This is a genomic window from Pseudomonas sp. PS01300, assembly GCF_029960155.1.
Classification (GTDB): Bacteria; Pseudomonadota; Gammaproteobacteria; order Pseudomonadales; family Pseudomonadaceae; genus Aquipseudomonas; species Aquipseudomonas palmensis.
Genome location: NZ_JASCPN010000072.1, coordinates 1 through 25326 on the forward strand (window position 1 = coordinate 1; position 25326 = coordinate 25326).

General features: G+C 66.5%; 20 protein-coding genes. 11 read left to right on the forward strand and 9 right to left on the reverse strand.

The window, feature by feature from the left end; genetic code table 11:
• Nucleotides 1-210: 210 nt before the first annotated feature.
• On the forward strand, nucleotides 211-1314 hold the full coding sequence (locus QMX96_RS23555) for an NADH:flavin oxidoreductase (RefSeq protein ID WP_088515278.1): 1104 nt from the start codon (nucleotides 211-213) through the stop codon (nucleotides 1312-1314).
• On the opposite strand, the gene QMX96_RS23560 is transcribed toward QMX96_RS23555, so the two are convergent.
• Entirely contained in the window at nucleotides 1283-2503 is a 1221-nt protein-coding gene (locus QMX96_RS23560; RefSeq protein ID WP_043864375.1) for a glycosyltransferase family 1 protein, read from the reverse strand. The two genes, QMX96_RS23555 and QMX96_RS23560, sit on opposite strands and share 32 nt — an antisense overlap.
• 175 nt (nucleotides 2504-2678) lie before the next feature.
• Here QMX96_RS23560 and QMX96_RS23565 point away from each other — a divergent pair, with 175 nt between their 5' ends.
• A complete protein-coding gene (locus QMX96_RS23565; RefSeq protein WP_088515279.1) occupies nucleotides 2679-3995 on the forward strand; it encodes a PAS domain-containing methyl-accepting chemotaxis protein in 1317 nt (438 codons plus the stop codon).
• A gap of 51 nt (nucleotides 3996-4046) precedes the next feature.
• Here the strand turns inward: QMX96_RS23565 and cysZ are convergent, their stop codons facing one another.
• Nucleotides 4047-4775 (reverse strand): sulfate transporter CysZ, encoded by a 729-nt coding sequence (cysZ, locus tag QMX96_RS23570; RefSeq protein WP_054916276.1) that lies wholly within the window; start codon nucleotides 4773-4775, stop codon nucleotides 4047-4049.
• 336 nt (nucleotides 4776-5111) lie between these two features.
• On the opposite strand from cysZ, the gene trxB reads away from it, so the two are divergent.
• Nucleotides 5112-6074 carry a thioredoxin-disulfide reductase gene (gene trxB / locus QMX96_RS23575; RefSeq protein ID WP_043864378.1) on the forward strand — a complete coding sequence of 321 codons (963 nt, stop codon included), beginning with the start codon at nucleotides 5112-5114 and terminating at the stop codon, nucleotides 6072-6074.
• A 97-nt stretch (nucleotides 6075-6171) separates the two neighbouring features.
• Here the strand turns inward: trxB and nadC are convergent, their stop codons facing one another.
• Entirely contained in the window at nucleotides 6172-7020 is an 849-nt protein-coding gene (nadC, locus tag QMX96_RS23580; protein WP_282362566.1) for a carboxylating nicotinate-nucleotide diphosphorylase, read from the reverse strand.
• 249 nt (nucleotides 7021-7269) lie between these two features.
• Between nadC and QMX96_RS23585 the strand changes: the two genes are divergently transcribed.
• From QMX96_RS23585 to QMX96_RS23600, 4 genes are all read left to right on the forward strand, one after another.
• Nucleotides 7270-9444: a DUF1631 domain-containing protein gene (locus QMX96_RS23585; protein WP_282362567.1), complete on the forward strand. Its 2175-nt coding sequence runs from the start codon at nucleotides 7270-7272 to the stop codon at nucleotides 9442-9444.
• A 79-nt stretch (nucleotides 9445-9523) separates the two neighbouring features.
• The gene (ampD, locus tag QMX96_RS23590; RefSeq protein ID WP_043864381.1) at nucleotides 9524-10084 is read left to right on the forward strand and encodes a 1,6-anhydro-N-acetylmuramyl-L-alanine amidase AmpD; all 561 of its coding nucleotides are present in this window, start codon (nucleotides 9524-9526) and stop codon (nucleotides 10082-10084) included.
• Entirely contained in the window at nucleotides 10081-10914 is an 834-nt protein-coding gene (gene ampE / locus QMX96_RS23595) for a regulatory signaling modulator protein AmpE (protein WP_043864382.1), read from the forward strand. The genes ampD and ampE overlap by 4 nt, the downstream gene beginning before the upstream one ends.
• A 180-nt stretch (nucleotides 10915-11094) precedes the next feature.
• A complete protein-coding gene (locus QMX96_RS23600) occupies nucleotides 11095-13113 on the forward strand; it encodes a methyl-accepting chemotaxis protein (protein ID WP_282362568.1) in 2019 nt (672 codons plus the stop codon).
• A 41-nt stretch (nucleotides 13114-13154) separates the two neighbouring features.
• Here QMX96_RS23600 and QMX96_RS23605 read toward each other — a convergent pair whose 3' ends face one another.
• Together QMX96_RS23605 and cra are read right to left on the reverse strand one after the other, a co-directional pair.
• Nucleotides 13155-13931: a TatD family hydrolase gene (locus tag QMX96_RS23605; RefSeq protein ID WP_054916281.1), complete on the reverse strand. Its 777-nt coding sequence runs from the start codon at nucleotides 13929-13931 to the stop codon at nucleotides 13155-13157.
• Nucleotides 13932-13933: 2 nt separating this feature from the next.
• Complete coding sequence (gene cra / locus QMX96_RS23610; RefSeq protein ID WP_282362569.1) at nucleotides 13934-14929, reverse strand: catabolite repressor/activator; 996 nt, start codon at nucleotides 14927-14929, stop codon at nucleotides 13934-13936.
• Between the two features lie 284 nt (nucleotides 14930-15213).
• Between cra and ptsP the strand changes: the two genes are divergently transcribed.
• Genes ptsP through QMX96_RS23625 form a run of 3 tightly spaced genes read left to right on the forward strand, consistent with a single transcriptional unit; the run spans nucleotide 15214 to nucleotide 20755 of the window.
• Nucleotides 15214-18072: a phosphoenolpyruvate--protein phosphotransferase gene (gene ptsP / locus QMX96_RS23615; protein WP_282362570.1), complete on the forward strand. Its 2859-nt coding sequence runs from the start codon at nucleotides 15214-15216 to the stop codon at nucleotides 18070-18072.
• On the forward strand, nucleotides 18072-19028 hold the full coding sequence (gene pfkB, locus QMX96_RS23620; protein WP_282362571.1) for a 1-phosphofructokinase: 957 nt from the start codon (nucleotides 18072-18074) through the stop codon (nucleotides 19026-19028). The genes ptsP and pfkB overlap by 1 nt, the downstream gene beginning before the upstream one ends.
• The gene (locus tag QMX96_RS23625; RefSeq protein ID WP_282362572.1) at nucleotides 19025-20755 is read left to right on the forward strand and encodes a PTS fructose-like transporter subunit IIB; all 1731 of its coding nucleotides are present in this window, start codon (nucleotides 19025-19027) and stop codon (nucleotides 20753-20755) included. Before pfkB ends, QMX96_RS23625 begins: the two co-directional genes overlap by 4 nt.
• On the opposite strand, the gene QMX96_RS23630 is transcribed toward QMX96_RS23625, so the two are convergent.
• Nucleotides 20756-20986: a DUF3820 family protein gene (locus tag QMX96_RS23630; protein ID WP_043864478.1), complete on the reverse strand. Its 231-nt coding sequence runs from the start codon at nucleotides 20984-20986 to the stop codon at nucleotides 20756-20758.
• A gap of 203 nt (nucleotides 20987-21189) precedes the next feature.
• On the opposite strand from QMX96_RS23630, the gene QMX96_RS23635 reads away from it, so the two are divergent.
• Nucleotides 21190-21666, forward strand: a complete 477-nt coding sequence (locus tag QMX96_RS23635) for a PA2169 family four-helix-bundle protein (RefSeq protein ID WP_043864389.1) — start codon at nucleotides 21190-21192, stop codon at nucleotides 21664-21666.
• Here QMX96_RS23635 and QMX96_RS23640 read toward each other — a convergent pair.
• The 3 genes from QMX96_RS23640 to QMX96_RS23650 form a co-directional block, all read right to left on the reverse strand.
• On the reverse strand, nucleotides 21663-23165 hold the full coding sequence (locus tag QMX96_RS23640) for a sensor domain-containing diguanylate cyclase (RefSeq protein ID WP_043864390.1): 1503 nt from the start codon (nucleotides 23163-23165) through the stop codon (nucleotides 21663-21665). The two genes, QMX96_RS23635 and QMX96_RS23640, sit on opposite strands and share 4 nt — an antisense overlap.
• 176 nt (nucleotides 23166-23341) lie before the next feature.
• Nucleotides 23342-24616, reverse strand: a complete 1275-nt coding sequence (locus tag QMX96_RS23645) for an OprD family porin (protein ID WP_231390716.1) — start codon at nucleotides 24614-24616, stop codon at nucleotides 23342-23344.
• 255 nt (nucleotides 24617-24871) lie between these two features.
• Entirely contained in the window at nucleotides 24872-25093 is a 222-nt protein-coding gene (locus QMX96_RS23650; protein ID WP_043864392.1) for a hypothetical protein, read from the reverse strand.
• Between the last annotated feature and the right edge of the window lie 233 nt (nucleotides 25094-25326).

The following is a 25326-nucleotide window of genomic DNA, read 5'->3' on the forward strand; positions in this document are numbered from 1 at the left end:
TTGATGCCACGGTGGTGCAGGCTATCGAGAAAGCCTTGGCCTGACGTGCCCCTTCGCCGGCAAGGCCGGCTCCTGCAATGGATGCACCGTCGTATGCAGGAGCCGGCCTTGCCGGCGAAAAATCCACCCCGATCACCGCTATCAATAGTACTGGGGTCAGCGACAATCCCGCCCTATGCTCAGGCGCCATCCCTTTCCCAGGAGCGCCGAATGCCTGCTCAAGCCCTGTTCACCCCCTTCAAGCTGGGCGCCCTCGAGCTGCCGACCCGTGTGGTCATGGCACCGATGACCCGAACCTTCTGCCCCGGCGGTGTGCCTCATGCGCAGGTGGTCGAGTATTACCGCCGCCGCGCCGCTGCCGATGTCGGCCTGATCATCACCGAAGGCACTACCGTCGACCACCCGGCCGCCAACGGTTACCCCAACGTGCCGCGCTTTCATGGTGAAGATGCCCTGGCGGGCTGGAAGAAGGTCGTCGATGCCGTACACGCCGAAGGCGGCAGGATCGTGCCGCAACTGTGGCACGTGGGCAGCGTGCGCCGCCTGGGTACCGAGCCGGACGCCAGCGTGCCGGGTTACGGCCCCAGCGAAAAACTCAAGGATGGCCAGGTGGTGGTGCACGGCATGAGTCATGCCGACATCCGCGACGTGATCGAGGCGTTCGCCCAGGCTGCCCGCGATGCCAAGGCCATCGGCATGGATGGCGTCGAGATCCACGGCGCACACGGCTACCTGATCGACCAGTTCTTCTGGGCCGCGAGCAACCAGCGCAGCGATGAGTACGGCGGCGACCTGGCCGGCCGCTCGCGCTTTGCCATCGAGCTGGTGCAGGCGGTACGCGCCGCCGTAGGCCCGGACTTCCCGATCATCCTGCGCTTCTCGCAATGGAAGCAGCAGGACTACAGCGCCCGCCTGGTCGACAACGCCGAGGCGCTGGGCGAGTTCCTGCGCCCGCTGGCCGACGCCGGCGTGGATATCTTCCACTGCTCCACGCGCCGCTTCTGGGAGCCTGAGTTCGAAGGCTCGGACCTGAACCTGGCTGGCTGGACCCGCCTGCTCACCGGCAAGCCCACCATCACCGTGGGCAGCGTGGGCCTGGATGGGGAGTTTCTGCAGTTCATGGTCGACACCGACAAGGTGGCGCAACCGGCCAGCCTGGAGAAACTGCTGCAGCGCCTGGGCGACCAGGAGTTCGACCTGGTGGCCGTAGGGCGTGCCTTGCTGGTGGATGCCCAGTGGGCGGCCAAGGTGCGTGAGGGGCGCGAGCAGGACATCCTGCCGTTCAGCCGCGAGGCGCTGACGAGCCTGGCTTGACCAGCAGCGCCGCATCGACGCGGCGCTGAGACGGTGCCGGTGCCTGTTCGCAGGCGCCGCGCAGGTGCGCCTCGAACTGTTCGACGATGGCCGGCCAGCCCTGGCGGCTGGCATGCTGGCGGGCATTGAGGCGCACCCGGCGCAAGGTCTCGCTGTCTTCCAGCAGCCAGCTGGCGGCATCGATGAAGGCCTCTGCATCCCCCGGCATGGCCAGTGCGCCACTGTGCCCATGACGAATGTGCTGGGCTGCTGCGGCCTCGTCGTAGGCCACCACCCCAAGGCCGGAGGCCAGCGCCTCCAGCACCACGTTGCCGAAGGTTTCGGTCAGGCTCGGAAACAGGAAGATATCCCCCGAGGCGTAGTGTTCGGCCAGGCATTCGCCGCGCTGTACCCCGCAGAACACTGCACCTGGCAACTGCTGCTCGAGTGCGCCGCGCTGCGGGCCGTCCCCCACCACGATCAGGCGCAGGTTGCGCAGGGGGTAGGCCTTGCGCAGGGCGTCCAGGCACTGGCCGAGCAGGCCCAGGTTCTTCTCGGTGGCCAGGCGCCCCACATGCAGCAGGGCGATGTCGTCGGGCCCAAGGCCCCACTGGTCGCGCAAGCTCTGGCGGCGCCGGGCCGGGTTGAACAGGCTGCTGTCGACCCCGCGCGACAGCAGGGTCAGGCGTTCGAAGCCGCGCCGCTGCAGCTCCAGGCGCTGGCTGACGCTGGGCACCAGGGTGCTGTGGCAGCGATGGTGGAAGCCGCGCAGGTAACGGGTGACCAGCCGCGTGAGCAGGCCGAAGCCGTACTGGCCGGAGTACTGCTGGAAGTTGGTGTGAAAGCCGCTGACCACCGCGATGCCCAGGCGCCGCGCCGCCCGCAGTGCACTCAGGCCCAGTGGCCCCTCGGTGGCGATGTACAGCACGTCCGGGCGGTCGCGGCGCCAGCGGCGCAGCAGCTTGTGCATCGACACCTGCCCCCACTGCAGGCCGGGGTAGCCGGGCAGGGGCCAGCCACGGCACAACAGCAGGTCGGCCTGCGCAGGGCCGGCGGCATCGCCGGCCTGGCGCGGGCGCACCAGCTCCACCCGGTGGCCGCGCAGGCGCAGGCCTTCGTGCAGGCGGCCAAGGGTGTTGGCCACGCCATTGATTTCGGGTGGGAAGGTTTCGCTGACAAGGGTTATGTGCAGGGCGGCGGGACTGGTCATGGGAGGATTTTCCGAGGTGCCGATTGCGCCCGGATGACAGAAAAATGACGGATACATGACGCCCGATCATTGGCGCTTTTGCGCTGTGAAAATAAGCTTGGCCAGCGCCTCAAGAATGCCGCATCGCCAGCCGATGAAGTTGCATTCGAATGAGACTTTCGCTCCAGGAGCGGTGATGTTCAACAGCAAACTGAAACAAGAAAATGCCAGGCTGCGCGAAGAGCTGATGACCATGGAGCAGGTCAAGTGCAGCCTGGACAGCGAGATGCTGGTGCTGCAACTGGACCCCCAGGGCCGCATCGAAGCGGTCAACGGCAACTTCGAGAAAGAGATGCGCTACAGCAGCCAGCAGCTGCTGGGCCGCAACATCGAAGAGATCGTGCCGGCGCATGTGAAGCCGCTGGATTTCTACCAGCGCATGAAGCAGGCGATCAATCGCGGCGAGCACCTCAACGGCGCGTTTCGCCTGCTGCGCGGCAGCGGCGAGGAAGCCTGGCTGCGCTCGATCCTGCAGCCGGTCAAGGGCAGCGATGGGCGCCTGCGCTACTTCACCCTGCACTCCAGCGACCTGACCCGCACCATCGAGACGTCACGCGAGCACGAGAGCCTGATCAAGGCCCTGATGCGCTCCACGGCAGTGATCGAGTTCAACCTCAATGGCGAGGTGCTGGCTGCCAACGACCGCTTCCTCAAGACCATGGGCTATTCCCTGGAACAGGTGCGCGGCAAGCACCACCGCATGTTCTGCGAGCCGGAAGAGTACAACTCGGCGCATTACCAGCAGTTCTGGGAAAAACTGCGCCGTGGCGAGTTCGTGGCCGAGCGCTTCAAGCGCATCGATGCCCATGGCCGCGTGGTCTGGCTGGAGGCGTCGTACAACCCGATCATCGACGCCCATGACGTGCTGTACAAGGTGGTCAAGTTCGCCACCGTGATCACCGACCAGGTCAACCAGGAAGCGGCGGTGGCCCACGCCGCCGACATCGCCTACACCACGTCCCTGGACACCGACTCCAGTGCACGTCGCGCCACCGAGGTGGTGACTCAGACGGTCGAGGTCATGCGCGGCCTGGAGACGTACATGCAGCAGGCCGCCGACGGCATCGAGGCGCTGGACAAGCAGTCCCAGGTGATCGGTTCGATCATCAAGACCATCAGCGACATTGCCGGGCAGACCAACCTGCTGGCGCTCAATGCGGCCATCGAAGCCGCGCGTGCCGGCGAGCAGGGCCGGGGTTTTGCGGTGGTGGCCGACGAGGTGCGGCAACTGGCCTCGCGCACCAGCAGCGCCACCGAGGAAATCGCCCGGGTGGTGCAGCAGAACGCCCAGTTGGCCAAGGCGGCGGTCGACATCATCGACAACAGCAAGCGCCAGGCCGAAGAGGGCCTGTCGCTGGCCGGGCAGACCGGTACGGTGATCGTCGAGATTCAGGACGGGGCGCAGAAGGTGGTGGACGCGGTCGGCCAGTTCTCCAACCAGCTGGCGCCCTGACGGCGCGGTGGCGGCGGCCTTGCACCGTCGCCACCGTCGCCCCGGCAACCGTCAGCCGCGTTCGCGCACCCAGAACAGCGTGGCACCGGCGATGGCGGCAGGCATCATCACGATGTTCACGAACGGGATCAGCAGCACCAGGTACACCGAGCCGCCAAAGCCCAGGCTCTGCCAGCGCTTGGCGCGCAGCCAGGCGAGCATGTCCTGCCAGCTCATCTTGTTGTTGTCCGCCGGGTAGTCGATGTACTGGATGGCCATCATCCAGACACCGAACAGCAGCCACAGCGGCGCGGCCACGATGTTGACCACCGGGATCCACGACAGGATGAACAGCGCCAGGGCGCGCGGCACGAAGTAGCCCAGCTTGCGCAGTTCGCGGCTCAGGGTGCGCGGTACCATGGCGGCCAGTTCGCCCCAGCTGAAGGCCGGGAACGGGTCGGTGCCACGTACCACCACCTCGACCTTTTCGGCCAGAAAACCGTTGAACGGTGCCGCGATGATGTTGGCCAGCATGGTGAAGGTGAAGAACACCATCAGCACCACCAGCACCACGAACAGCGGCCACAGCACATAGTTGAGAAAGCTCAGCCAGCCCGGCAGGGTCGGAATCAGCGAGTCCACCCACAGGCTGAACTGGTGACCGGCAAAATAGATCAGGCCCACGAACAGCAGCAGGTTGACCGCCAGCGGCAGCAGCACGAACAGGCGCAGGCCCGGGCTCAGGACCAGTTTCAGGCCCTCGCGCAGGTATTGGGGGCCAGACAGGACAGGGGCTTGCATAAAAGGCTCCGAGCGGTGGTAAACGCGCCGACCTTACCGAGTTTGACGCCTGGGCGAAAGCGCGGCGAAATGCGCGCAACCCCCGGTAACAAAACCCTGTCGATCATTTAATAGGCAAAGCGGCCGGTGCTCGGCAGGTGAATAGAGGTCGTCTATAAGGTGGATTGTCTAAGGATATTTCCTTAATCTCTGCCTCCTCGTTACAGTCGCACCAATTTCACGGTTTCCAGAACCTGCGGCCAATAGCCTTCCCCAAGTGCTTCGCGGGTTCTTTTTTATTCCAGCCGGTGCCCCCGGCGTCATGTGGCTGGCTCGCCAGCTCGACAGGAGCGTTTCATGTCTGAAGTTCGTCATTCGCGAGTGATCATTCTCGGTTCCGGCCCTGCCGGTTACAGCGCCGCCGTGTACGCGGCCCGTGCCAACCTCAAGCCGCTGCTGATCACCGGCATGCAGGCTGGCGGCCAGCTGACCACCACCACCGAAGTCGACAACTGGCCGGGCGATGCACATGGCCTGACCGGCCCTGCGCTGATGCAGCGCATGCAGGAGCATGCCGAGCGTTTCGAGACCGAAGTGGTGTTCGACCACATCAACGCCGTGGACCTGGCCAACAAGCCGTTCACCCTCAAGGGCGACAGCGCCACCTACACCTGCGACGCACTGATCATCGCCACCGGCGCCAGCGCGCGCTACCTGGGCCTGCCGTCGGAAGAGGCGTTCATGGGCAAGGGCGTTTCGGCCTGCGCGACCTGTGACGGGTTCTTCTACCGCAACAAGCCGGTGGCCGTGGTCGGTGGTGGCAACACTGCCGTCGAGGAAGCCCTGTACCTGGCCAACATCGCCAGCAAGGTGACCCTGGTGCACCGCCGCGAGACCTTCCGCGCCGAGAAGATCCTGATCGACAAGCTGCACGCCCGCGTGGCCGAAGGCAAGATCGAGCTCAAGCTCAACGCCACCCTGGACGAAGTGCTGGGCGACAACATGGGTGTGACCGGTGCGCGCCTGAAGAACAACGACGGCAGCTTCGATGAAGTGAAGGTCGACGGCGTGTTCATCGCCATCGGTCACACGCCCAACACCTCGCTGTTCGAAGGCCAGCTGGCGCTCAAGGATGGCTACATGGTGGTCAACGGCGGGCGTGACGGCAATGCCACCGCCACCAGCATCGAGGGCGTATTCGCCGCCGGCGACGTGGCCGACCACGTGTACCGCCAGGCAATCACCTCGGCCGGTGCCGGCTGCATGGCGGCACTGGATGTCGAGCGTTACCTGGACGGCCTGCAGAACGCTTCGTTCTGAGGACTGTTGGGGCTGCTTCGCAGCCCTTCGCGGGTCAAGCCCGCTCCCACAGGGATCACTGCTGTCCTTGTGGGAGCGGGCTTGACCCGCGATGCTTTCAAAGGCTCAGGCGCATCGACAGGTCCACTGCCTTCACATCCTTGGTCATTGCCCCGATCGAGATGTAGTCCACCCCCGTCTCGGCAATTGCGCGCAACGTGCTTTCGCTGATCCCGCCGCTGGCTTCCAGCTTGGCCTTGCCGGCATTGAGGCGCACCGCCTCGCGCATTTCGTCCAGGTTCAGCTCGTCGAGCATGACGATGTCGGCCCTGGCCTCCAGCGCCTGCTGCAGTTCATCCAGGCTCTCCACCTCGATTTCCACCGGCTTGCCCGGCGCAATGCGGCGCGCCGCAGCGATCGCTTCGGCAATCCCGCCGCTGGCGGCAATGTGGTTTTCCTTGATCAGAAACGCGTCGTACAGGCCGATGCGATGATTGTGGCAGCCGCCGCAGGTCACTGCGTACTTCTGCGCCAGGCGCAGGCCCGGCAGGGTCTTGCGCGTATCCAGCAGCTTGACCTGGGTATCGGTCACCAGGTCGGCCAGGTGCCGCGCATGGGTGGCCACCCCCGACAGCAGCTGCAAAAAGTTCAGCGCGCTGCGCTCGCCGGTCAGCAGCGAGCGGGCCGGCCCTTCCAGGTGGAACAGTGCCTGATTGGCCGTGGCCCGGTCGCCGTCCTTGACCTGCCAGTGCACCGCCACCCGCGGGTCGAGCTGACGAAACACCGCGTCCACCCAGGCCGTGCCGCTGATCACGCAGTCGTCGCGGGTAATGATGGTGGCCTTGGCCAGGCGCTCGGCAGGAATCAGCTGGGCAGTGATGTCGCCGCTGCCGACATCTTCGAGCAACGCACGGCGCACGTTGGCTTCGATTTCGGCGGTCAGGTCGGCGAGGCGTAGATTCGGCATGGTGGGCTCCACAAGCTAGGTGGCCGCGATTATAGGGCAGCCCGGGGCGGGCGTGCAGCAATCCGCCTTTGGTCGCAGCAAATGAGCATTTGCGCCCCATGGCGGTCTATCCACAGGCTGGCCGAAACGTACTGCACAGTTCGCTGGCAGGCCGCGCGTTTTTGCCAGATAATGCGCGCCTTGTAATTGGCGTCATGACTTTGACAGCCATTCAATCCACTTCGTAGCCAACCCAGCAAGGAGACCGGGATGCCCAATGACGGGAAGGTGGTGCCGTTCAAGGCGGCCACCGATCAGGCGTCACGCACGCCGTTCGCTCGTCTGCCGGTCATCCTGCTGCAAGTGCGCGACAAGGCAGCGCAGCACCTGCGCCAGGCGCTGCAGGGGCTGTTCGACAACGCCGACGACACGCTCTTCGAAATGGCCGACACGGCCGCCGACAACCATGACCGCAGCCTGTTCTTCGAAGCGATGCGCGACCTGCGCCTCAAGCGCAAGAGCATCGAGCGTGCCTTCCTCGACCTGTTCTATGACGCCTTCATTGATATTGCCGGCAACGACCCGACCGCGCCGTTGGCGCGCCGTGGCTACGACAGGCAGGCGCTGATGGCCGACGATGCGCGTGAGCGGGCCCAGGCTGTGGAGACGATGGTGGCCCGCGTGGCCACGCGTGACGGCTTCGCCCTCGGCCAGCTGACCCTGCGCATGAACAGCCTGATCAGCCAGCGCCTGGACGATCGCGCCAACCCGCTGGGGCCGGCGCTGCTGTGCGAGTACTTTCTGCAGGCCGGGCGCAGCCTGGGCGTGGGCATCAAGGTCAAGCTGATACTGCTCAAGCTGTTCGAGCGTTACGTGCTGTGCGACGTCGGCCAGTTGTACGGCGAAGCCAACCAGCTGTTGAGCGCCACCGGGATCCTGCCCGACCTCAAGAGCGCGCCGGGCTGGCGCACCCCGGCGGCCGAACCGGCACACCCGGCCGGCGATCCGGAGGTCAAGCCAGCCCCGCTGACGGCCGATGCCGGGGCGCAGGCCGCCTTCGCCTCGCTGCAGGTGCTGTTGTCCCCGGTGCGCGGTCGGGTGGCCCCGCGCCTGGAGCCCTATGACCGGGTGCAGCCGATCAGCAGGCAGGATCTGCTGCGCCTGCTCTCGCACCTGCAGCAGTTCGTGCCGGCAGCGGGGGAGGTGCAGGACTTCGACCTGCGCCACCAGCTGGAGCAGCTGCTGACCCGGGCCAGCGTGCAAAGCGGCAAGTACCGCAGGGTCGAGGTGATCGATGAGGATGTGATCAACCTGATCGCCATGCTCTTCGACTTCATCCTCGGCGATCGCAACCTGCCGCATTCGCTGCGCCAGTTGATCGCACGCCTGCAGATCCCGATGCTCAAGGTGGCGCTGCTCGACAAGAGCTTCTTCAGCCGCGCCACCCACCCGGCGCGCCGCCTGCTCGACGAGATTGCCGCAGTGGCGATGGGCTGGGGCGCGCGTGATGACGTGCAGCGCGACGAGCTGTACCTGCGGGTCGAGGCCATCGTGCAGCGCCTGCTCACCGATTTTGCCGACGACCCGCAGATCTTCGCCGAGCTGCTGGCCGAGTTCCTTGCCTTCAGTGCCGATGAGCGCCGCCGTACCGAGTTGCTCGAACAGCGCACCCGCGATGCCGAAGAGGGCCGGGCTCGCACCGTGCTGGCGCGCCAGCAGGTTGAAAGCGAACTCAACCTGCGCCTGCTCGGCAAGTGCCTGCCGCAAGGCGTGGTACGGGTGATCGAGCAGGCCTGGAGCCAGGTGCTGCTGCTGGCCTGCCTCAAGCATGGGCGGGGTTCGACCCAGTGGCAGGACGCGCTGGCCAACATGGACCTGTTGCTCTGGAGCGTCGAGTCACACACAGGCGACGACCGTGCACGGCTGCTGGAGCAGGTGCCGGGCCTGCTCAAGGCCCTGCGCGAGGGGTTGACCCGGGTTGCCTACGACCCCTTTGCCACCAGCGAGTTCTTCGCCCAGCTCGAAGCGCTGCACCTGCAGGCTGTGGAAGGGGCAGGGCACCCCGGCCAGGCGCGTATCGAGCGGGTGCTGGTGCGTGATCGCATCGTGCTGCTGGGGCCGGAGTCGGTGGCGGCGGGCGGGCTGTGCTCCAGCCTGCCCGACGACGACCCGGCGCTGCACCAGGTGCGCGACCTGCGCCCGGGGGCCTGGATCGAGCTGCGCGACGAGGATGACGAGCCGGTACGCGGCAAGCTGATCGCGATCATCGACAGCACCCACACCTACGTGTTCGTCGACCGTACCGGGCGCAAGCTGCGCGAATGGTCGCAGCAGGGGCTTGCCGCGGCGTTGAGCCAGGGCCAGGTACGCCTGCTCGATGCCACCCAGCTGTTCGAACGTGCACTGGGTTCGGTGGTCAGCCAACTGCGCCAGCGTCAACCCTGAGCGCCCGCACTTTTTAACGATACAACCTTCGATTCCTCGGGGCATACTGCGCCAGAGCCCTCATGCTTCAGGATCTTCTATGCAACTTGACCACGCTACTGGCTGGGTCGCTGGCGTCACCCATTGCCCTTCCCCCAACTTCAACGCGCGCCCCGAGGGCGAAGCCATCAGCCTGCTGGTGATCCACAACATCAGCCTGCCGCCCGGGCAGTTCGGCACCGGCAAGGTGCAGGCGTTCTTCCAGAACCGCCTGCCCATCGCCGAGCATGCGTTTTTCGAGCAGATCAAGGACCTGCGTGTATCGGCGCACTTTCTGATCGAGCGTGACGGCAGGGTCACCCAGTTCGTCTCGTGCCTGGACCGGGCCTGGCATGCCGGGGTATCGCGCTTCGAGGGCCGCGAGGGCTGCAACGACTTTTCCGTGGGCATCGAACTCGAAGGCACCGATCAGACGCCGTTCACAGACGCCCAGTACACTGCCCTGCAACACTTGACCCTGCAACTGCAGGCTGCCTGGCCCATCGCGGGGCGAATCCGCGGCCACAGCGACATTGCGCCGGGGCGCAAGACCGACCCGGGGCCGGCGTTCGACTGGGAACGCTATCGCGCCAGCCTGCACGTCAACGAGGACAGATCATGAGTTTTCTGGTGTTACTGCTGGTGCTGTGGGTCGAGAAGTTCTCGGCGCTGCGCCAGCGCCTGCAACGCGATGGCTTTTTTCTCACCGAACTGGCCCGCCTGGAGCGCAGGCCCAAGGCCGACCCCTGGTGGGTGCTGGGCATTCTGGTGCTGTTGCCAGTAGTGGTACTGGCGCTGCTGCTGCACGTGCTCGACCCGGTCGCCTATGGCCTGCTGGCCCTGCCGGTGCACCTGCTGGTGCTGATCTACAGCCTGGGCCGGGGCGATGTGAAGGCGGCGCTGGGGCCGTTTCGCGATGCCTGGCGACGCGGCGATGAACAGGCGGCCGTGCACGTGGCCGAGCGCGACCTGGGGGTGACGGCCGACGACAGCCAGGGCCTGATCCAGAAGGTGCAGGGGCACCTGCTGTGGCAGGCCTACCAGAGCTTCTTTGCGGTGATCTTCTGGTATGTGCTGCTGGGCCCGGCTGCAGCGCTGGCTTACCGGCTGCTGGCGCTGACGGGCGAGCGGGCCGGCAACCCGGCGGTACAGGAACGCGCCCGGCAGTTGCGCCACGCCTTCGACTGGGCGCCGGTGCGGGTACTGGCCGCCAGTTTTGCACTGGTGGGCAACTTTGTGGCGGTCAGCCGCATGATGCTGCACGAACTGCTCAACTGGCACATCGGCGCGCCGCGCCTGGTGGAGCAGGCGGGCACGGCAGCGGCGGAGATTCCCGCCGACGTCGAGGCCGGCCCGCAAGGCCTGACCGGGCTCGACAGCCTGTGGGAACTGCTGCTGCGTGCCGCAGTGCTCTGGTACGCGGGCTTTGCCCTGTGGACCGTGCTCGGCTGACTCACGACGTGTAAACGGGCTGCCGCAACGGCGGCTCGTTCCTACAGGGCGCCGCCGCTGGTGGTTAACCTTAAGTTACAAAACTTCCCTTCGATATGCGCTATACAGAGGCTGCTGACGATCGCCAGTGGCCTAGTGCTATTGCGCAGAAAACAATAAGAAATCGAAAGGAGACGACCCTTGAAGCGCCTCTTGTATCCGGCAATCGCATTGATGAACCGGCTGAGCTTCGGCATGAAGTTCAGCCTGATCAGCGTGCTGTTCTTTCTGCCCATGCTGGTCACCAATTTCTATCTGGTGCGCGACGCCTATGCCAAGTTCCACGCCACCCGTGTGGAGCTGCACAGCCTCGGCCTGCTGAGCGAGAGCCTGGCCGTGCGCGGTGATCTGGAGAGCCTGGGCAACCTGGTGCAGATCAACGCGGTGCTGGGGCAGTCCGGCAAGGCCGACGACCTGGAGGCGCGCATCGATGCGCTGGAACAGCAGGTGGCAAAGCGCGTGGCCGCGCTGGCCCCGATGACCGAGGACCCGGCCCAGGTGCAGGCCTTCACCGCCCGGCGCGACGAGTTGCTGGCAGGACTCGAGGCGGCGCGAGCCGACTCCTCGCTGCAGACCCGTGCAGCCCTGTACGACGCCCTGCTGGCGCAGGCGCAGCTGCTTGGCAAGCTGGTGATCAGCCAGTCGGGCCTTGGCCAGGACAGCGATGCCGGCGTGCGCCAGATGGGCGAGCTGCTGACCACGGTCACCGCCCAGGTCACCCAGACCCTGGGTGAAGGCCGCGCAATCGGGGCTTACTCGCTGGGCCAGGGGTTTCTCAACTCATCGGCCAGTACCCGTTTCGAAGAACTGCTCAAAAGCCTCGACAAGCTGTCGGCCGACTACGCCATTCGCCTGCAGGACGCCCTGGGCGACGAGCCGCGGCTGGCCAGCCAGGCCGCCAGCAGCCAGGCGTCGCTCAAGCAGGCCAGCGAGCTGCTCGAAGACCAGGTGGTGATGGCCGATACCCTCGATGCGCCGTGGCCGGCGTTCTACCAGCAGGTCAGCGGCCTGATCGAGCAGACCTACCTGCTCAATGGCGCCACCCTGCAGGTACTCGAACAGCAGTTGCAGGCGCGCCTGGGCGACTACCGCCAGCACATGGTGCTGCTGGTGCTGGCCCTGGCGGCGGTGTTCATGCTGATCGGCTACCTGTATGGCGGCTTCTATGCCTCCACCCGCAGCACCCTGCGTACCCTGGGCAAGGTGATGGACAAGGTGGCCGGGGGCGACATGACGGTGACCTTCCAGGCCCGCAGTCGCGACGAGCTGGGCGAGCTGGGCGAGGTGTTCAACACCACGGTGCGGCGCATCCATGACCTGATCGAGCGGGTCGGGCAGACGGTGGCCGAGGTGGAACACCAGGCCGAGCAGGTGCATGCGGTATCGGCGCGCAGCAACCAGGCGGTGAGCGGCCAGCGTGGGCAGATCGAGCAGGTGGCCACGGCCATGAACCAGATGTCGGCCACTGCCCAGGAAGTGGCGCGCAGCGCTGCGGCAGCCGTGAACAGCGCCCACGGGGTCAACCGCGAGACGGTCAGCGGGCGCGAGCTGGTGGAGTCGCAGCAGGGCAGCATTGCCGGGCTGGCGGCCGAAATCGACCAGTCGGTGGGGGTGATCAACCAGCTGGTCAGCGACAGCCAGCAGATCAGCCAGGTGCTGGAGGTGATCAAGAGCATCGCCGGGCAGACCAACCTGCTGGCGCTCAACGCCGCCATCGAGGCGGCGCGGGCCGGGGAGCAGGGGCGTGGCTTCGCGGTGGTGGCCGACGAGGTACGCACGCTGGCCAAGCGCACGCAGCAGTCGACCGAGGAAATCGACCAGATGATCTCACGCCTGCAGGGCGGGGTGGAGGCGGCGGTGCGGGCGATGGACAGCAGTCACCAGATGGCGGCGGGCACCGTGGGGCAGTCGCAGCAGGTGCAGCAGGCGCTGGTCAACATTCTGGGGGCGATGGGCAGCATCGTGGAGCAGAACCAGCAGATTGCGGCGGCGGTGGAGCAGCAGACGGCGGTGGCGCATGACATCGACCTGAACATCGTGCAGATCAACCGCGCGGCCGAGCACACCACCGAGGGCGCGCACCAGACCGAAGATGCGAGCCGGCAGCTGTCGGCGCAGGTGATGGAGTTGAAGCAGTTGATCGGGGCGTTCAGGGTCTGAGCGAGGGCTGGGCCCTTCGCCGGCGAGGCGCAGGGGCGGTACTACCAGCCAAACAGCTCGCAGGCATTGCGCGTGCTGGCCTCGGCCAGCACCTGGGGCGCAACCCCCATCACCTCAGCCAGTGCCACGGCAATCTGCGGCAGGTGCACAGGGCTGTTGCGCACCCCGGCGTACATCGCCGGGGCCATGTCCGGCGAGTCGGTCTCCAGCACCACGCCGTCCAGCCCCAGGCGCGGCAGCACCTTGCGCAGGCGCAGCGCCTGGGGCCAGGTGGCCGCACCGCCCAGCCCCAGCCTGAACCCGAGGCGGCGGTACTCGCGGGCCTCCTCGTAGCTGCCGGCAAACGCATGCACGATGCCGCCACGCGCCAGCTTGAAGCGCTTGAGCCGGGCGATCACGTCGGCATGGCTGCGCCGTACATGCAGCAGCGCCGGCAGGTCGAAGTCCACCGCCAGCTGCAACTGGGCCTCGAACAACGCCTGCTGGCGCTCGCGGTCCAGCTCGGCCACGTAGTAGTCCAGGCCGAACTCGCCCACCGCGCACAGCTGCCGGTCGCCACGCAGGCGGCTCAGCCAGTCGCCCAGCGCCAGCAGGTGTTCCGGGCGATGCTGTTCCAGGTACACCGGGTGCAGGCCGAACGCCGCATACAGCTGCGGATCGCTCTTGACCAGCTCCCATACCCGCTGCCAGTTGTCCTGGTACACCCCCAGCACCACCATGCGCTCGACCCCGGCGCGGCGCGCCTGCCCCAGCACTTCGCTGCGGTCGGCATCGAAGTCGGGGAAGTCCAGGTGGGTGTGGGTGTCTACCAGGCGCATGGTCAGGCCTTGAAGAGGCGTTGCTTGAAGGTGCGCGCCACTGCGTGCACACCCGGCGTGTAGTGCTGCTTCTGCACCGCCTCCAGCGCCAGGCGCAGGGCGGTTTCGGCCATCAGGCCGTGCTGCTGGGCCATGGCGTTGACCGGCAGGGGCAGGAAGTCCAGCAACTGGTTGTCACCGAAGGTGCCCAGGTGCAGGCTGCGCGATGCTGGCGGGCGGGTCTGCAGCACATCGAACACGCCTTGCAGCAGTACATAGGAGGTGGTCACCAGTGCGTCGGGCAGGCGCCCCAGGTCGGCCAGCAGCTCGCTCATCAGGCGGCGCCCGCACTCGCGGCTGAAGGCTTCGCCCTGGTGCTGGCTGGCCCGTCCGTCGAAGCCTTGCAGGGCCTGGTCGAAACCACGTGCGCGAGCGCGGCTGACGCTCAGCTCCGGGCGTGCGCCAATCAGTGCGATATGCGCCGGGGCGCTGTCGAGCAGGCTGCGGGTCAGGTGCAGGCTGGCATGCTCGTCGTCGCTGACCACCGAGCAGAACTGCGCCGGGTCCAGGCTGCGGTCGATACCGATGATCGGCAGGCCGTTGGCCTGCAGCGTGCGGTAGCTGTCATCGTCTTCGGGCAGGCAGCTGGCGACGAACAGGGCGTCGCAGCGCCGTGCGCGAAACAGCTGCTGCAACTGGCGCTCGCTGTCGGGCTGGTCGTCGCTGCTGGCAATCAGCAGCTGGTAGCCCTGGGCCCTTGCGCCTTGCTCCAGTTGCTTGGCGATGCGCGCATAGCTGGGGTTTTCCAGGTCTGGCAGGATGAAGCCAAGGGTGCGCGTGTGACGGCTGCGCAGCCCGGCCGCCTGCGGGTTGGGCGTGAAGCCATGGGCCTCGACCACCGCACGCACACGCTCTACCGTGCTGCTGCTGATGCGTTGCTGTTCGGCCTTGCCATTGATGACATAACTGGCAGTGGTAACGGACACACCGGCCAGACGGGCGATATCGCTGAGTTTCACCGAATTTTCCTTGTTATTACCGGGGTTGGCTGCAGAGCCTGACCGGGTATTGTCGCCGATTGCGAAGCATCGGCGCAGACGACCATTGTCGCAATTGTCCGACAAAATGGGGCTTTCATTGTTCGCAGGTTATCGAGTAACGTGCACGCTATTCTAGGTTAAACGATTCAGCAGGCGATTTTTCTGCCGTGGCCTTCGCCTGCGCCCGGCCCTGCGAAGTGTCGGGTGCTGCTAAATTCACAACAATACCTCGGCGCCGGCCCGGCGCTGCAAAGGAGAGGTTCATGCTCGAGCTCACCATAGAGCAGATTTCCATGGGCCAGTCGGCCGTGGACAAGACCGCCGCGCTGCAGTTGCTGGCCGAGCGCCTGGTGGCCGACGGGCTGGTGGCCGAGGGCTACCTGGCCGGGCTGCAGGCGCGTGAAGCCCAGGGCTCGACCTTTCTCGGCCAGGGCATCGCCATCCCCCACGGTACCCCGCAGACCCGCGAGCTGGTGCATGCCACCGGCGTGCGCCTGTTGCAGTTCCCCGAGGGCGTGGACTGGGGCGACGGGCAGATCGTGTACCTGGCCATCGGCATCGCCGCGCGCTCCGACGAGCACCTGCGCCTGCTGCAATTGCTCACCCGCGCGCTGGGCGAGACCGACCTGGCCCAGGCGCTGCGCCGGGCCGGCAGCGCCGAGGCGTTGCTCAAGCTGCTGCAGGGGGCGCCGCAGGAGCTGGCACTGGATGCACAGATGATCGGCCTGGGTGTGCCCGCCGAGGATTTCGAAGAGCTGGTATGGCGTGGCGCCCGCCTGCTGCGCCGCGCCGATTGCGCCGGCAATGGCTTTGCCGCCGTGCTGCAGCAGGTCGAGGCGCTGCCCCTGGGCGATGGCCTGTGGTGGCTGCACAGCGAGCAGACCGTGCGCAAGCCGGGCCTGGCGTTCGTCACCCCGCAGCAGCCGCTGCGCTACCTGGGCCAGCCGCTCAACGGCCTGTTCTGCCTGGCCAGCCTGGGCGCGGCGCACCAGGCCCTGCTCGAACGCCTGTGTACCCTGCTGATCGAAGGTCGGGCGCAGGAGCTGTTTCGCGCTACCAGCAGCCGTGCGGTGCTGGAGGTGCTGGGCGGCGAGCTGCCGGCCGACTGGCCCAGCGTTCGCGTCGGCCTGGCCAATGCCCACGGCCTGCATGCGCGCCCGGCCAAGGAGCTGGCGCAACTGGCCAAGGCCTTCGAGGGCGAGGTGCGCGTGCGCGTGGTCGACAGCGGCGAGGCCGCTGTGTCGGTCAAGAGCCTGAGCAAGTTGTTGAGCCTGGGCGCACGCCGTGGCCAGGTACTGGAGTTCATCGCCGAGCCGAGCGTGGCCGACAGCGCGCTGCCGGCGTTGCTGACGGCGGTGCAGGCCGGCCTGGGCGAAGCGGTCGAGGCGCTGGCACCGGTGAGCGAGGTAGCGGCGCCCCAGGTGCTCGAGCCGGTGCTGAGCGCGCCGCTGCCGGGCACGCAGGTCCAGGGCGTGGCCGCATCGCCGGGCATCGCCTGCGGCCCGGCGCATGTGCAGGTGGTGCGCCATTTCGACTACCCGCTGCGGGGCGAGTCGCCGGTGATCGAGCGCGACCGCCTGCAATGTGCCCTGGCCGCCGTGGCCAGTGAGCTCGAAGCGCTGATCCGGCGCAGCCCGGCCAAGGCCATCCGCGAGATCTTCGTCACTCACCAGGAAATGCTCAGCGACCCGGGGCTGGGCGATGAAGTCGAGCTGCGTCTGCTCCAGGGCGAAAGCGCCCCAGCGGCCTGGATGACCGTGATCGAGGCCGCAGCGCGGCAGCAGGAGGCCTTGCACGACGCCCTGCTGGCCGAACGCGCCGCCGACCTGCGCGACGTGGGCCGCCGTGTGCTGGCCACCCTGTGCGGGGCCGCCGAGGTGGCGGAGCCGCAACAGCCCTATGTGCTGGTGATGGACGAAGTCGGCCCGTCCGATGTGGCGCGCCTCGATCCGGCGCGGGTGGCCGGGATTCTCACCGCACGCGGTGGCGCCACCGCGCACAGCGCGATCGTGGCGCGGGCATTGGGCATCCCGGCGGTGGTGGGGGCCGGCGCGGCGGTGCTGCTGATCGCCGCCGGCACCGAGCTGTTGCTGGACGGCCAGCGTGGACGCCTGACCGTGGCCCCGGCGGCGGATGAGCTGCAGCGCGCCCTGGCCGAGCGCGAGCAGCGCGAACAGCGCCTGCAGGCGGCCCGGGCGCGTCGCCTGGAACCTGCCGTGACCCGCGACGGGCATGCCGTGGAAGTGTTCGCCAACATCGGTGAAAGCGCGGGTATCGAACAGGTGATCGACCTGGGCGCGGAAGGCATCGGCCTGCTGCGCACCGAGCTGATCTTCATGGCCCATCCACAGGTGCCCGACGAGGCCACCCAGGAAGCCGAGTACCGCCGTGTGCTCGACGGCCTGCAGGGCCGGCCGCTGGTGGTGCGCACCCTGGATGTGGGCGGCGACAAGCCGTTGCCCTACTGGCCCATCGCCAAGGAGGAAAACCCGTTTCTGGGGGTACGCGGCATTCGCCTGACCCTGCAACGGCCGCAGGTCATGGAAAGCCAGTTGCGCGCCCTGTTGCGCGCGGCGGGCGAGCGACCGCTGCGCATCATGTTCCCGATGGTCGGGCAGGTGGAGGAGTGGCGCCAGGCCCGAGCAATGGTCGAGCGCCTGCGCCAGGAGATACCGGTCGGCGACCTGCAGGTGGGCATCATGATCGAGGTGCCTTCGGCCGCGCTGCTGGCACCGGTGCTGGCGCCGGAGGTGGACTTCTTCAGTGTCGGCACCAACGACCTGACCCAGTACACCCTGGCCATCGACCGCGGCCACCCGAGCCTGTCGGCCCAGGCCGATGGCCTGCACCCGGCGGTGCTGCAGCTGATCGACATCACCGTGCGCGCCGCGCATGCCCACGGCAAGTGGGTGGGCATCTGCGGGGAACTGGCCGCCGACCCTCAGGCGGTGGCGGTGCTGGTGGGGCTGGGCGTGGATGAACTGAGCGTGGCGGCGCGCAGCATTGCCGAGGTCAAGGCGGTGGTGCGCGAACTGAATTTTGAACAGGCCCGGCAACTGGCGCGTGATGCGCTGGTGCAGGGCAGTGCCGCCGACGTGCGCGCACGGGTGGAGATGCATTGATGGCACGGATACTCACACTGACCCTCAACCCGGCGCTGGACCTTACCGTCAGCCTCGCCACCCTGCAGCCCGGCGCGGTCAACCGCAGCCACGCGCAGCACAGCCACGCGGCGGGCAAGGGCCTGAACGTGGCGCAGGTGCTGGCCGACCTGGGGCATTCGGTGACGGTGGGCGGCTTCCTGGGCCAGGACAACCTGCAGCCCTTCGAGGCCCTGATGGCCCGTCGCGGCTTTGCCGATTGCTTCGTGCGGGTGCCCGGCGAAACCCGCAGCAACCTCAAGCTGGTGGAGGGCGATGGCCGGGTCACCGATATCAACGGCGTGGGCCCGCAGGTCGACGAACACGCCCAGGGCGAGCTGCTGGCGCGCCTGCAGCACCTGGCCAGCGGGCATGACGCGGTGGTGGTGGCCGGCAGCCTGCCGCCGGGTGTGAGCCCGCAGTGGCTGCAGATGCTGCTGGCGTGGTTCAAGTCGCTGGGCCTGAAGGTGATCCTGGACAGCAGTGGTGCGGCCTTGATCGCCGGGCTCAAGAGCGCGCCGTGGCTGGTCAAGCCCAATACCGACGAACTGGGCGAGGCGCTGGGCCGCCCGCTGCACAGCATTGCCGAGCAGCAGGCCGCTGCCCGCCAGTTGATCGACCAGGGCGTCGAGCATGTGGTGGTGTCCCAGGGCGAGCAGGGGGTGATCTGGTTCCGGCGCGACGGCGCCCTGCAGGCGCTGCCGCCCCAGGTGATGGTGGCCAGCACGGTGGGCGCGGGCGATTCGTTGCTGGCCGGCATGCTGCACGGCCTGCTCAATGCCGAGCCTGCCGCGCAGACCTTGCGCCGCGCCACCGCGATTGCCGCCCAGGCCGTGACACAGATCGGCTTCGGCATCGGCGACCGCGTGCAACTGGCGCAGCTCGAAGATGCCGTCCGGGTGCAGATTCCCCACGCTCGACAAGAGGGTGAACAATGAAGATCGCCATCGTCACCGCCTGCCCCAACGGCCAGGTGTCCAGCCTGCTCAGCGCGCGCCTGCTGGATGCGGCCGCGCAGCGCCAGGGCTGGAGCACCAGTGTCGAGGTGCACGACCCCGACCATCCCGAGCGCCAGCTTTCGCCGGCAGTGATCGCCGCCGCCGACTGGGTGCTGGTGATCAGCACCGGCCCGTTCGACCTGCAGCGCTTTGCCGGCAAGCGCCTGTTCCAGAGCACCCCGGCCCAGGCCCTGCAGGATGTGGAGAGCTTTCTGCGCCTGGCCGCCGAACAGGCCCAGGTGCATCACCCCGAAGCCATGGCGCCTGCGCCGGCCGCAGCGGGGGCGGTGAAGAAGATCGTTGCGGTCACTGCCTGCCCCACCGGGGTGGCGCATACCTTCATGGCCGCCGAAGCCTTGCAGCAGGCGGCGCGGCAACTGGGTTATCAACTGGCCGTCGAAACCCAGGGCTCGGTGGGGGCACGCACCCCGCTGAGCGCCGCGGCCATCGCCGAAGCCGACGTGGTACTGCTGGCCGCCGATATCGAAGTGCCCACCGAGCGCTTCGCCGGCAAGCGCATCTACCGCTGTGGCACCGGCGTGGCCCTCAAGCAGGCCCAGGCCACCTTGAACAAGGCGCTGGCCGAAGGTCGCGAAGAGCGTGCCGCCGGCACCGCACCTGCACGCAGTGAAAGGGCTGGGGTGTACAAGCACCTGCTGACCGGGGTGTCGTTCATGTTGCCGATGGTGGTGGCAGGCGGGTTGCTGATCGCCCTGGCATACATGTTCGGGCTCGATGCCTACAAGGAGCCGGGCACCCTGGCCGCCGCCCTGCGCCAGATCGGCGAAGACGCCGCATTCAAGCTGATGGTGCCGCTGCTGGCCGGCTACATCGCCTATTCGATTGCCGACCGCCCGGGCCTGGCGCCGGGCATGATCGGCGGGCTGCTCGCCAGTTCGCTGGGCGCCGGCTTCATCGGCGGCATCGTCGCAGGCTTCGTGGCCGGCTACGCGGCCAAGGCGATCAGCCACTGGGTCCGCCTGCCCAGCAGCCTGGAGAGTCTCAAGCCGATCCTGATCATCCCGCTGCTGGCCAGCCTGTTCACCGGCCTGGTGATGATCTACGTGGTGGGCAAGCCGGTGGCCGGCATGCTCGATGGCCTGACGCATTTTCTCGACAGCATGGGCACTGCCAACGCGGTGCTGCTGGGCATACTGCTCGGCGCCATGATGTGCGTGGACCTGGGCGGGCCGGTGAACAAGGCCGCCTATGCCTTCTCGGTGGGCCTGCTGGCCAACCAGAGCATGGCGCCGATGGCCGCGACCATGGCCGCCGGCATGGTGCCGCCGATCGGCCTGGGCATCGCCACCTTCCTGGCGCGACGCAAGTTCGCCCAGAGCGAGCGCGAGGCCGGCAAGGCGGCGCTGGTGCTGGGCATGTGCTTCATTTCGGAGGGGGCGATCCCGTTCGCGGCCAAGGACCCGCTGCGGGTGATCCCCGCCAGTGTGGTCGGCGGTGCACTGACCGGCGCGCTGTCGATGTACTTCGGTTGCAAGCTGATGTCGCCCCACGGCGGGCTGTTCGTGATGCTGATTCCGAACGCGATCAACCACGCCCTGCTGTACCTGCTGGCCATCGCCGCCGGCAGCCTGCTGACCGCTGTGGTGTACGCGGTGCTCAAGCGCAGGGACGTGGCCGAGCTGGCACTGGAGCCGGCCAAGGCCTGATCAGGGGCGTGGGCGCGGGTGCTTCTTGCGCAGCGGTTCGAGCAGGTCGGCCAGGCCGTTGTGGTCGACCTCGTGCATCAGCGCCAGCAGCCCGCCCAGTTCGCCCTTGGGAAAGCCCTGGCGGGCGAACCAGTTGAGGTAGTGGCCGGGCAGGTCGGCGATCAGCCGGCCCTGGTACTTGCCATAGGGCATTTCGCGGGTGACCAGCAGTTCGAGTGTCTCGGGAGTCATGGGTTCGGCGCAGCAGTGCAGGAAAGGCCCGACAATACATGCAATCTGCACGAGACCAAAGGTCCGTTCATGCAAAACGCTGCTTGGGGAAGGTTCAAAATTTTTATAAGTTGTTGATTTTAAAAGATTTAATTTTTACAGAAAAGCTGGCATGAACACTGCTCCTGTACTACGCAACCACCCTCATGCAAAGGAGCACTGTCATGACCAACGTGAACAAAGACGTTATTTCGGTTCTGAACAACCTCATCGAGTACAGCAAGGATGGCGAGAAGGGCTTCAAGACTTCTGCCGAGGATGCCAAGAACCCGGACCTGAAGGCGTTCTTCCTGCAGCGTGAAGGCGAATGCCGTAGCGCCGCCGCAGATCTGCAGCAGCACGTGCGTTCCCTGGGCGGCGACCCGGAAACCACCACCAGCCTCAGCGGTGACATGCACCGCGCCTGGGTCAACCTCAAGTCTTCGCTGACCAGCAACGACGACAAGGCGGTGCTGGAAGAAGTGGAGCGCGGTGAAGACCACGCCCTCAAAGCCTACAAGGATGCCCTGGAAAAACTGGCCAAGCTGAATGTACCGGCAAGTGACCCGGCATATGCCCTGGTCGAGCGCCAGTACCATGGCGTGCAGCGCAACCATGACCAGGTCAAGGTGCTGCGCGACGCGGCCCGCGCACGTTCCTAACCGGCGTACACCTCTACCCGGTTGCGCCCGTTGCGCTTGGCGCAATACAGCGCATCGTCCGCACAGCCCAGCAAGGTCGAAAGATCCTGCTGGGCTTCTGGCGTCTGCAGGCCCACGCCAATGCTGACGGTCACCGGGTGCTGGTCGTCGCCGAACGGCGGCAATGCCTCGACGCTGCTGCGGATACGTTCGGCCAGGGTCAGCACGCCGTTGAGGTCGGTCTCGGGCACGATCACCAGAAACTCCTCCCCGCCATATCGCGCAGCCAGGTCCGCCGGGCGGCGGATGCTGTGCGCGATCGTCGTCGCCACCTGGCGTAGCGCTTCGTCTCCGCCCTGGTGACCGTGGCGTTCATTGAACGCCTTGAAGTGGTCCACATCCACCATCAGTACCGCCAGCGGGCGCTGGCTGCGCTGGGCACGTGCCCATTCGCGGCGCAGTACCTGGTCGAGCTGACGACGGTTGGCCAGCCCCGTGAGGCTGTCGGTGGCTGCCAGTTCGGCCAGGCCCTGCTCGGCGCTGTGGCGCCTGCGCAATTCGCGCCCCAGCAGCAACGACAGCCAGAGGATGCCGATGCACAACAGGCCGGTAGCGATACTGACCACCAGTGCGGTACGCCGCCACGAGCCATAGACCTCGTCGGTGGACAAGGCCACCACCACCAGCAGCGGCAGGTCGTCCACCCGTGAAAAGGTGTACAGGCGATGCTTGCCGTCCAGGCTCGAACGCGCGGTGAAGCTGCCGTTGCCCTGGGCCATTGCGCGCTTGAAGTTGGGCTGCTCGGACAGGTCGGCGCCGATCAGCGGGTCGCTGGGCAGCGAAGGGTGGCGGGCGAGCATCACGCCGTCGCTGTTGAACAGGTTGACGCTGCTGTCGCGGCCGATGTCCAGGCGCTGGAACAGCTCGCTGAAGTAGGCCAGGCGCAGGGCGCCTGACGCGATACCGGCGAAGGCCCCATCGGCATCGTTGATGCGCCGGCTGAAACTGATGCACCAGTCCAGCTCACCCAGGCGTGCCTTGAATGGCGGGCTGATGACCAGGCCCAGGCCCGGGTTGTCGCGATGGGCCTGGAACACCCTGCTGTCGGCAAAGTTGGCGCTGCGTGGCACCACGCTTGTGGAGTCGGCCGCCACGTTGCCGTTGCGGTCCAGCCACAGGATGTCGCCGCGTAACGGCACGGTGAAGGCCTGGTTGAACAGCAGTTGCTGGCGCAGCGGCGCGGCCACGCTGGCAAGCTCAGGGCGCTGGATGGCCCAGATCAGTCCGTGCAGCGACAGGTCGTAGAGCTCGACGTTGCGCACGATGTCGGTGTCGATCAACTGCACGATGTTGCTGGCCGAGCGTGCGGCCGCCTGGCCCACGTTGGCTTTTTCGCGTACCAGCAGGAAGGTCACGATGGTGATGATGGCCAGAACCGCCAGGCAACTGCCCAGGTTAAGGATCAACTCCGGATGAGTCCTGTACAGGGTCGGGCGCTGGGGCGGAAGGCGCGAAGGCATGATGGAGGTGATTCGTACCGCTGTCGTTGAAAGGGCAGGTGCGAGGCGGCGGTATTCTAGGCGGGTGCAGATTGTCGGACAAGCTGTTGCTGGTGCCGATTGATGTACGGCATCTTGGGGCTATTTGCAGGAAAAGAGCCTGCATCCTGCAAGCTCTTTGGCGCATGGCGGTGGGATCAGAAGACGTTGAGCGGGTATTCGACGATCACGCGGTATTCGTCCACATCGTTGTCGACCTGGGCGTAGCCCTGGCTGCCACGGTGCGAGGCCCAGCGCAGCAGCACGCTGAGGTCCTTGAGGGAACCTTGCTGGAACACGTAGGCCAGGTCCATGTCGCGTTCCCAGTGGCGGGCATTGTCGCCGTCGGCGCTGTACCAGTTGCTGTAGCCGGCGCTGGCCGGGTCGACCTTGCTCAGGTCCAGCTTGCCGCGCGAGTACGACACGGCGGTGGTCAGGCCGGGCATGCCGACGCCGGCGAAGTCATAGGCGTACTTGAGTTTCCACGAACGCTCGCCAGGCCCGTTGAAGTCCGAGTACATCTGCGAGTTGTCCAGGTACACGCTGTCGCCCAGGGTGATGTAGTCGAACGGCGTGTTGCCGTTGACCCGCTGGTACACCGCAGTGACGGTGTGGTTACCCACGCCGAGCGCCAGGTGCAGGCTGTAGGTGTTGTTGTCGATGCTGCCCAGCAGCGCATCGCCGGTGTCCTGGGTGTGGTAATAGTGCAGGCCGGGGTTGAGGCTGACGCCGTCGGCGAGCTGCCAGGTGTAGTCCAGGTCCAGGTAGTACTGGTTCCACACGTCCTTGAGTTCGGCGGCGTACAGGCTGCTGGTAAAACCTTCGACCGGTGCCCAGGCTGCGCCGGCCCAGTTCAGGTGACGGCTTTCGCGGTCATCTGGCAGGTTGCCGTAGGTAGCGCCGATGCGCTTGTGGCCGCTCTGGTTGTAGAGCTTGGTGAAGCTGGCCTGGCCGCCTTCGAGTTGCAGCCCGTCGATGCTGTTGTTGGTCAGGCTGACGCCGCGGAAGGTCTGCGGCAGCATGCGCGTTTCGCCACCGGCGATCACCGGGTTGGTCAGGAACAGGTCGCCGGCACGCAGTACGGTGTCGAAGGCCTTGAGCTTGATGGCAGCGCCGGCATTGGAGAACGAATCCGGGGCCTTGCCCAGTTCGCCATCGTCCTTGTAGTGGTAGGGCAGGATGCTCGAACCCGCCGTACCGCCACCGCCGTCCAGCTTGAGGCCGAGCATGGCATGGGCATCCAGACCAAAGCCCACGGTGCCCTGGGTGAACCCGGACTCGAACTTGCCGATGAAGCCCTGGCCCCATTCACGGTTGTCGTGGTTGCCGCGCTGCAGCTGGTTGCGGTTGAGGTAGTAGTTGCGGCTGAGCACGTCGAGGTGCGCACCTTCGACGAAGCCTTCGGCCTCGTCGGCCTGGGCGTGCAGGGGCATCGTTGCAGCCAGCGCAACGAACAGCGGGGTCAAGCGAAACGCGTGGATCACCGGTGTGGACTCCTTGAGGTGAGGGATGCAGCTTTTTATTGTGCGAAGCGGTGTTTTCTTGTGAGGACACATCTCTGGCCGCAGAACCTTTTGTCCAGGCCAAAAAAAAGCCGCTGATAGCAGCGGCTTTGAAAGACGGCCACGCAGGCGAACACGTCGCCAGCGCAGCAGTCGAGGGAATAGGAGAGAGGCAGAGGCAGCGTATCAGCTGTCTTTGTCGGCACTCGCAGAACCTTTGGACGCGGTCTGCTCCAGGTTTTTGGCGTGGTCCTGCTGCTGGGCGAGGGCTTCGCGGCCTTGCTGCGCGGCAGCGGCGCGGGCGGCGTACTGCGCCACGAAAGCAGGGGACTCCTCGGCCATGGCCAGGGGCGAGAGCAATACGGACGACAGGACGAAAATACTGGCAATACCCATACTGTTGGACATTTGAAGCTACCTTCTTGCATAGCAAGCTATCTATTTGGTGTGGGTACGATAGTCCTCGGTGGGGGGTTGAAACAGAGGGGATTGGGCAATGCACTGTTGCATTTCGGGCAACAGTCGAGCGCAGCGTTTGGCCCATCGCGGGTCAAGCTCGCTCCCACAGTGTGTTCGCTGGCCCTTGTGGGAGCGGGCTTGCCCCGCGATGGGGGCTTCAGGCCGGCAACAGAATCCCGAAG

Excerpts from the sequence above, each read along its gene's own strand:
- QMX96_RS23555 (WP_088515278.1), top strand. The coding sequence starts at position 211 with ATGCCTGCTCAAGCCCTGTTCACCCCCTTCAAGCTGGGCGCCCTCGAG.
- QMX96_RS23560 (WP_043864375.1), bottom strand. The coding sequence starts at position 2,503 with ATGACCAGTCCCGCCGCCCTGCACATAACCCTTGTCAGCGAAACCTTC.
- QMX96_RS23565 (WP_088515279.1), top strand. The coding sequence starts at position 2,679 with ATGTTCAACAGCAAACTGAAACAAGAAAATGCCAGGCTGCGCGAAGAG.
- cysZ (WP_054916276.1), bottom strand. The coding sequence starts at position 4,775 with ATGCAAGCCCCTGTCCTGTCTGGCCCCCAATACCTGCGCGAGGGCCTG.
- trxB (WP_043864378.1), top strand. The coding sequence starts at position 5,112 with ATGTCTGAAGTTCGTCATTCGCGAGTGATCATTCTCGGTTCCGGCCCT.
- nadC (WP_282362566.1), bottom strand. The coding sequence starts at position 7,020 with ATGCCGAATCTACGCCTCGCCGACCTGACCGCCGAAATCGAAGCCAAC.
- QMX96_RS23585 (WP_282362567.1), top strand. The coding sequence starts at position 7,270 with ATGCCCAATGACGGGAAGGTGGTGCCGTTCAAGGCGGCCACCGATCAG.
- ampD (WP_043864381.1), top strand. The coding sequence starts at position 9,524 with ATGCAACTTGACCACGCTACTGGCTGGGTCGCTGGCGTCACCCATTGC.
- ampE (WP_043864382.1), top strand. The coding sequence starts at position 10,081 with ATGAGTTTTCTGGTGTTACTGCTGGTGCTGTGGGTCGAGAAGTTCTCG.
- QMX96_RS23605 (WP_054916281.1), bottom strand. The coding sequence starts at position 13,931 with ATGCGCCTGGTAGACACCCACACCCACCTGGACTTCCCCGACTTCGAT.
- ptsP (WP_282362570.1), top strand. The coding sequence starts at position 15,214 with ATGCTCGAGCTCACCATAGAGCAGATTTCCATGGGCCAGTCGGCCGTG.
- pfkB (WP_282362571.1), top strand. The coding sequence starts at position 18,072 with ATGGCACGGATACTCACACTGACCCTCAACCCGGCGCTGGACCTTACC.
- QMX96_RS23625 (WP_282362572.1), top strand. The coding sequence starts at position 19,025 with ATGAAGATCGCCATCGTCACCGCCTGCCCCAACGGCCAGGTGTCCAGC.
- QMX96_RS23630 (WP_043864478.1), bottom strand. The coding sequence starts at position 20,986 with ATGACTCCCGAGACACTCGAACTGCTGGTCACCCGCGAAATGCCCTAT.
- QMX96_RS23635 (WP_043864389.1), top strand. The coding sequence starts at position 21,190 with ATGACCAACGTGAACAAAGACGTTATTTCGGTTCTGAACAACCTCATC.
- QMX96_RS23640 (WP_043864390.1), bottom strand. The coding sequence starts at position 23,165 with ATGCCTTCGCGCCTTCCGCCCCAGCGCCCGACCCTGTACAGGACTCAT.
- QMX96_RS23645 (WP_231390716.1), bottom strand. The coding sequence starts at position 24,616 with ATGCCCCTGCACGCCCAGGCCGACGAGGCCGAAGGCTTCGTCGAAGGT.
- QMX96_RS23650 (WP_043864392.1), bottom strand. The coding sequence starts at position 25,093 with ATGTCCAACAGTATGGGTATTGCCAGTATTTTCGTCCTGTCGTCCGTA.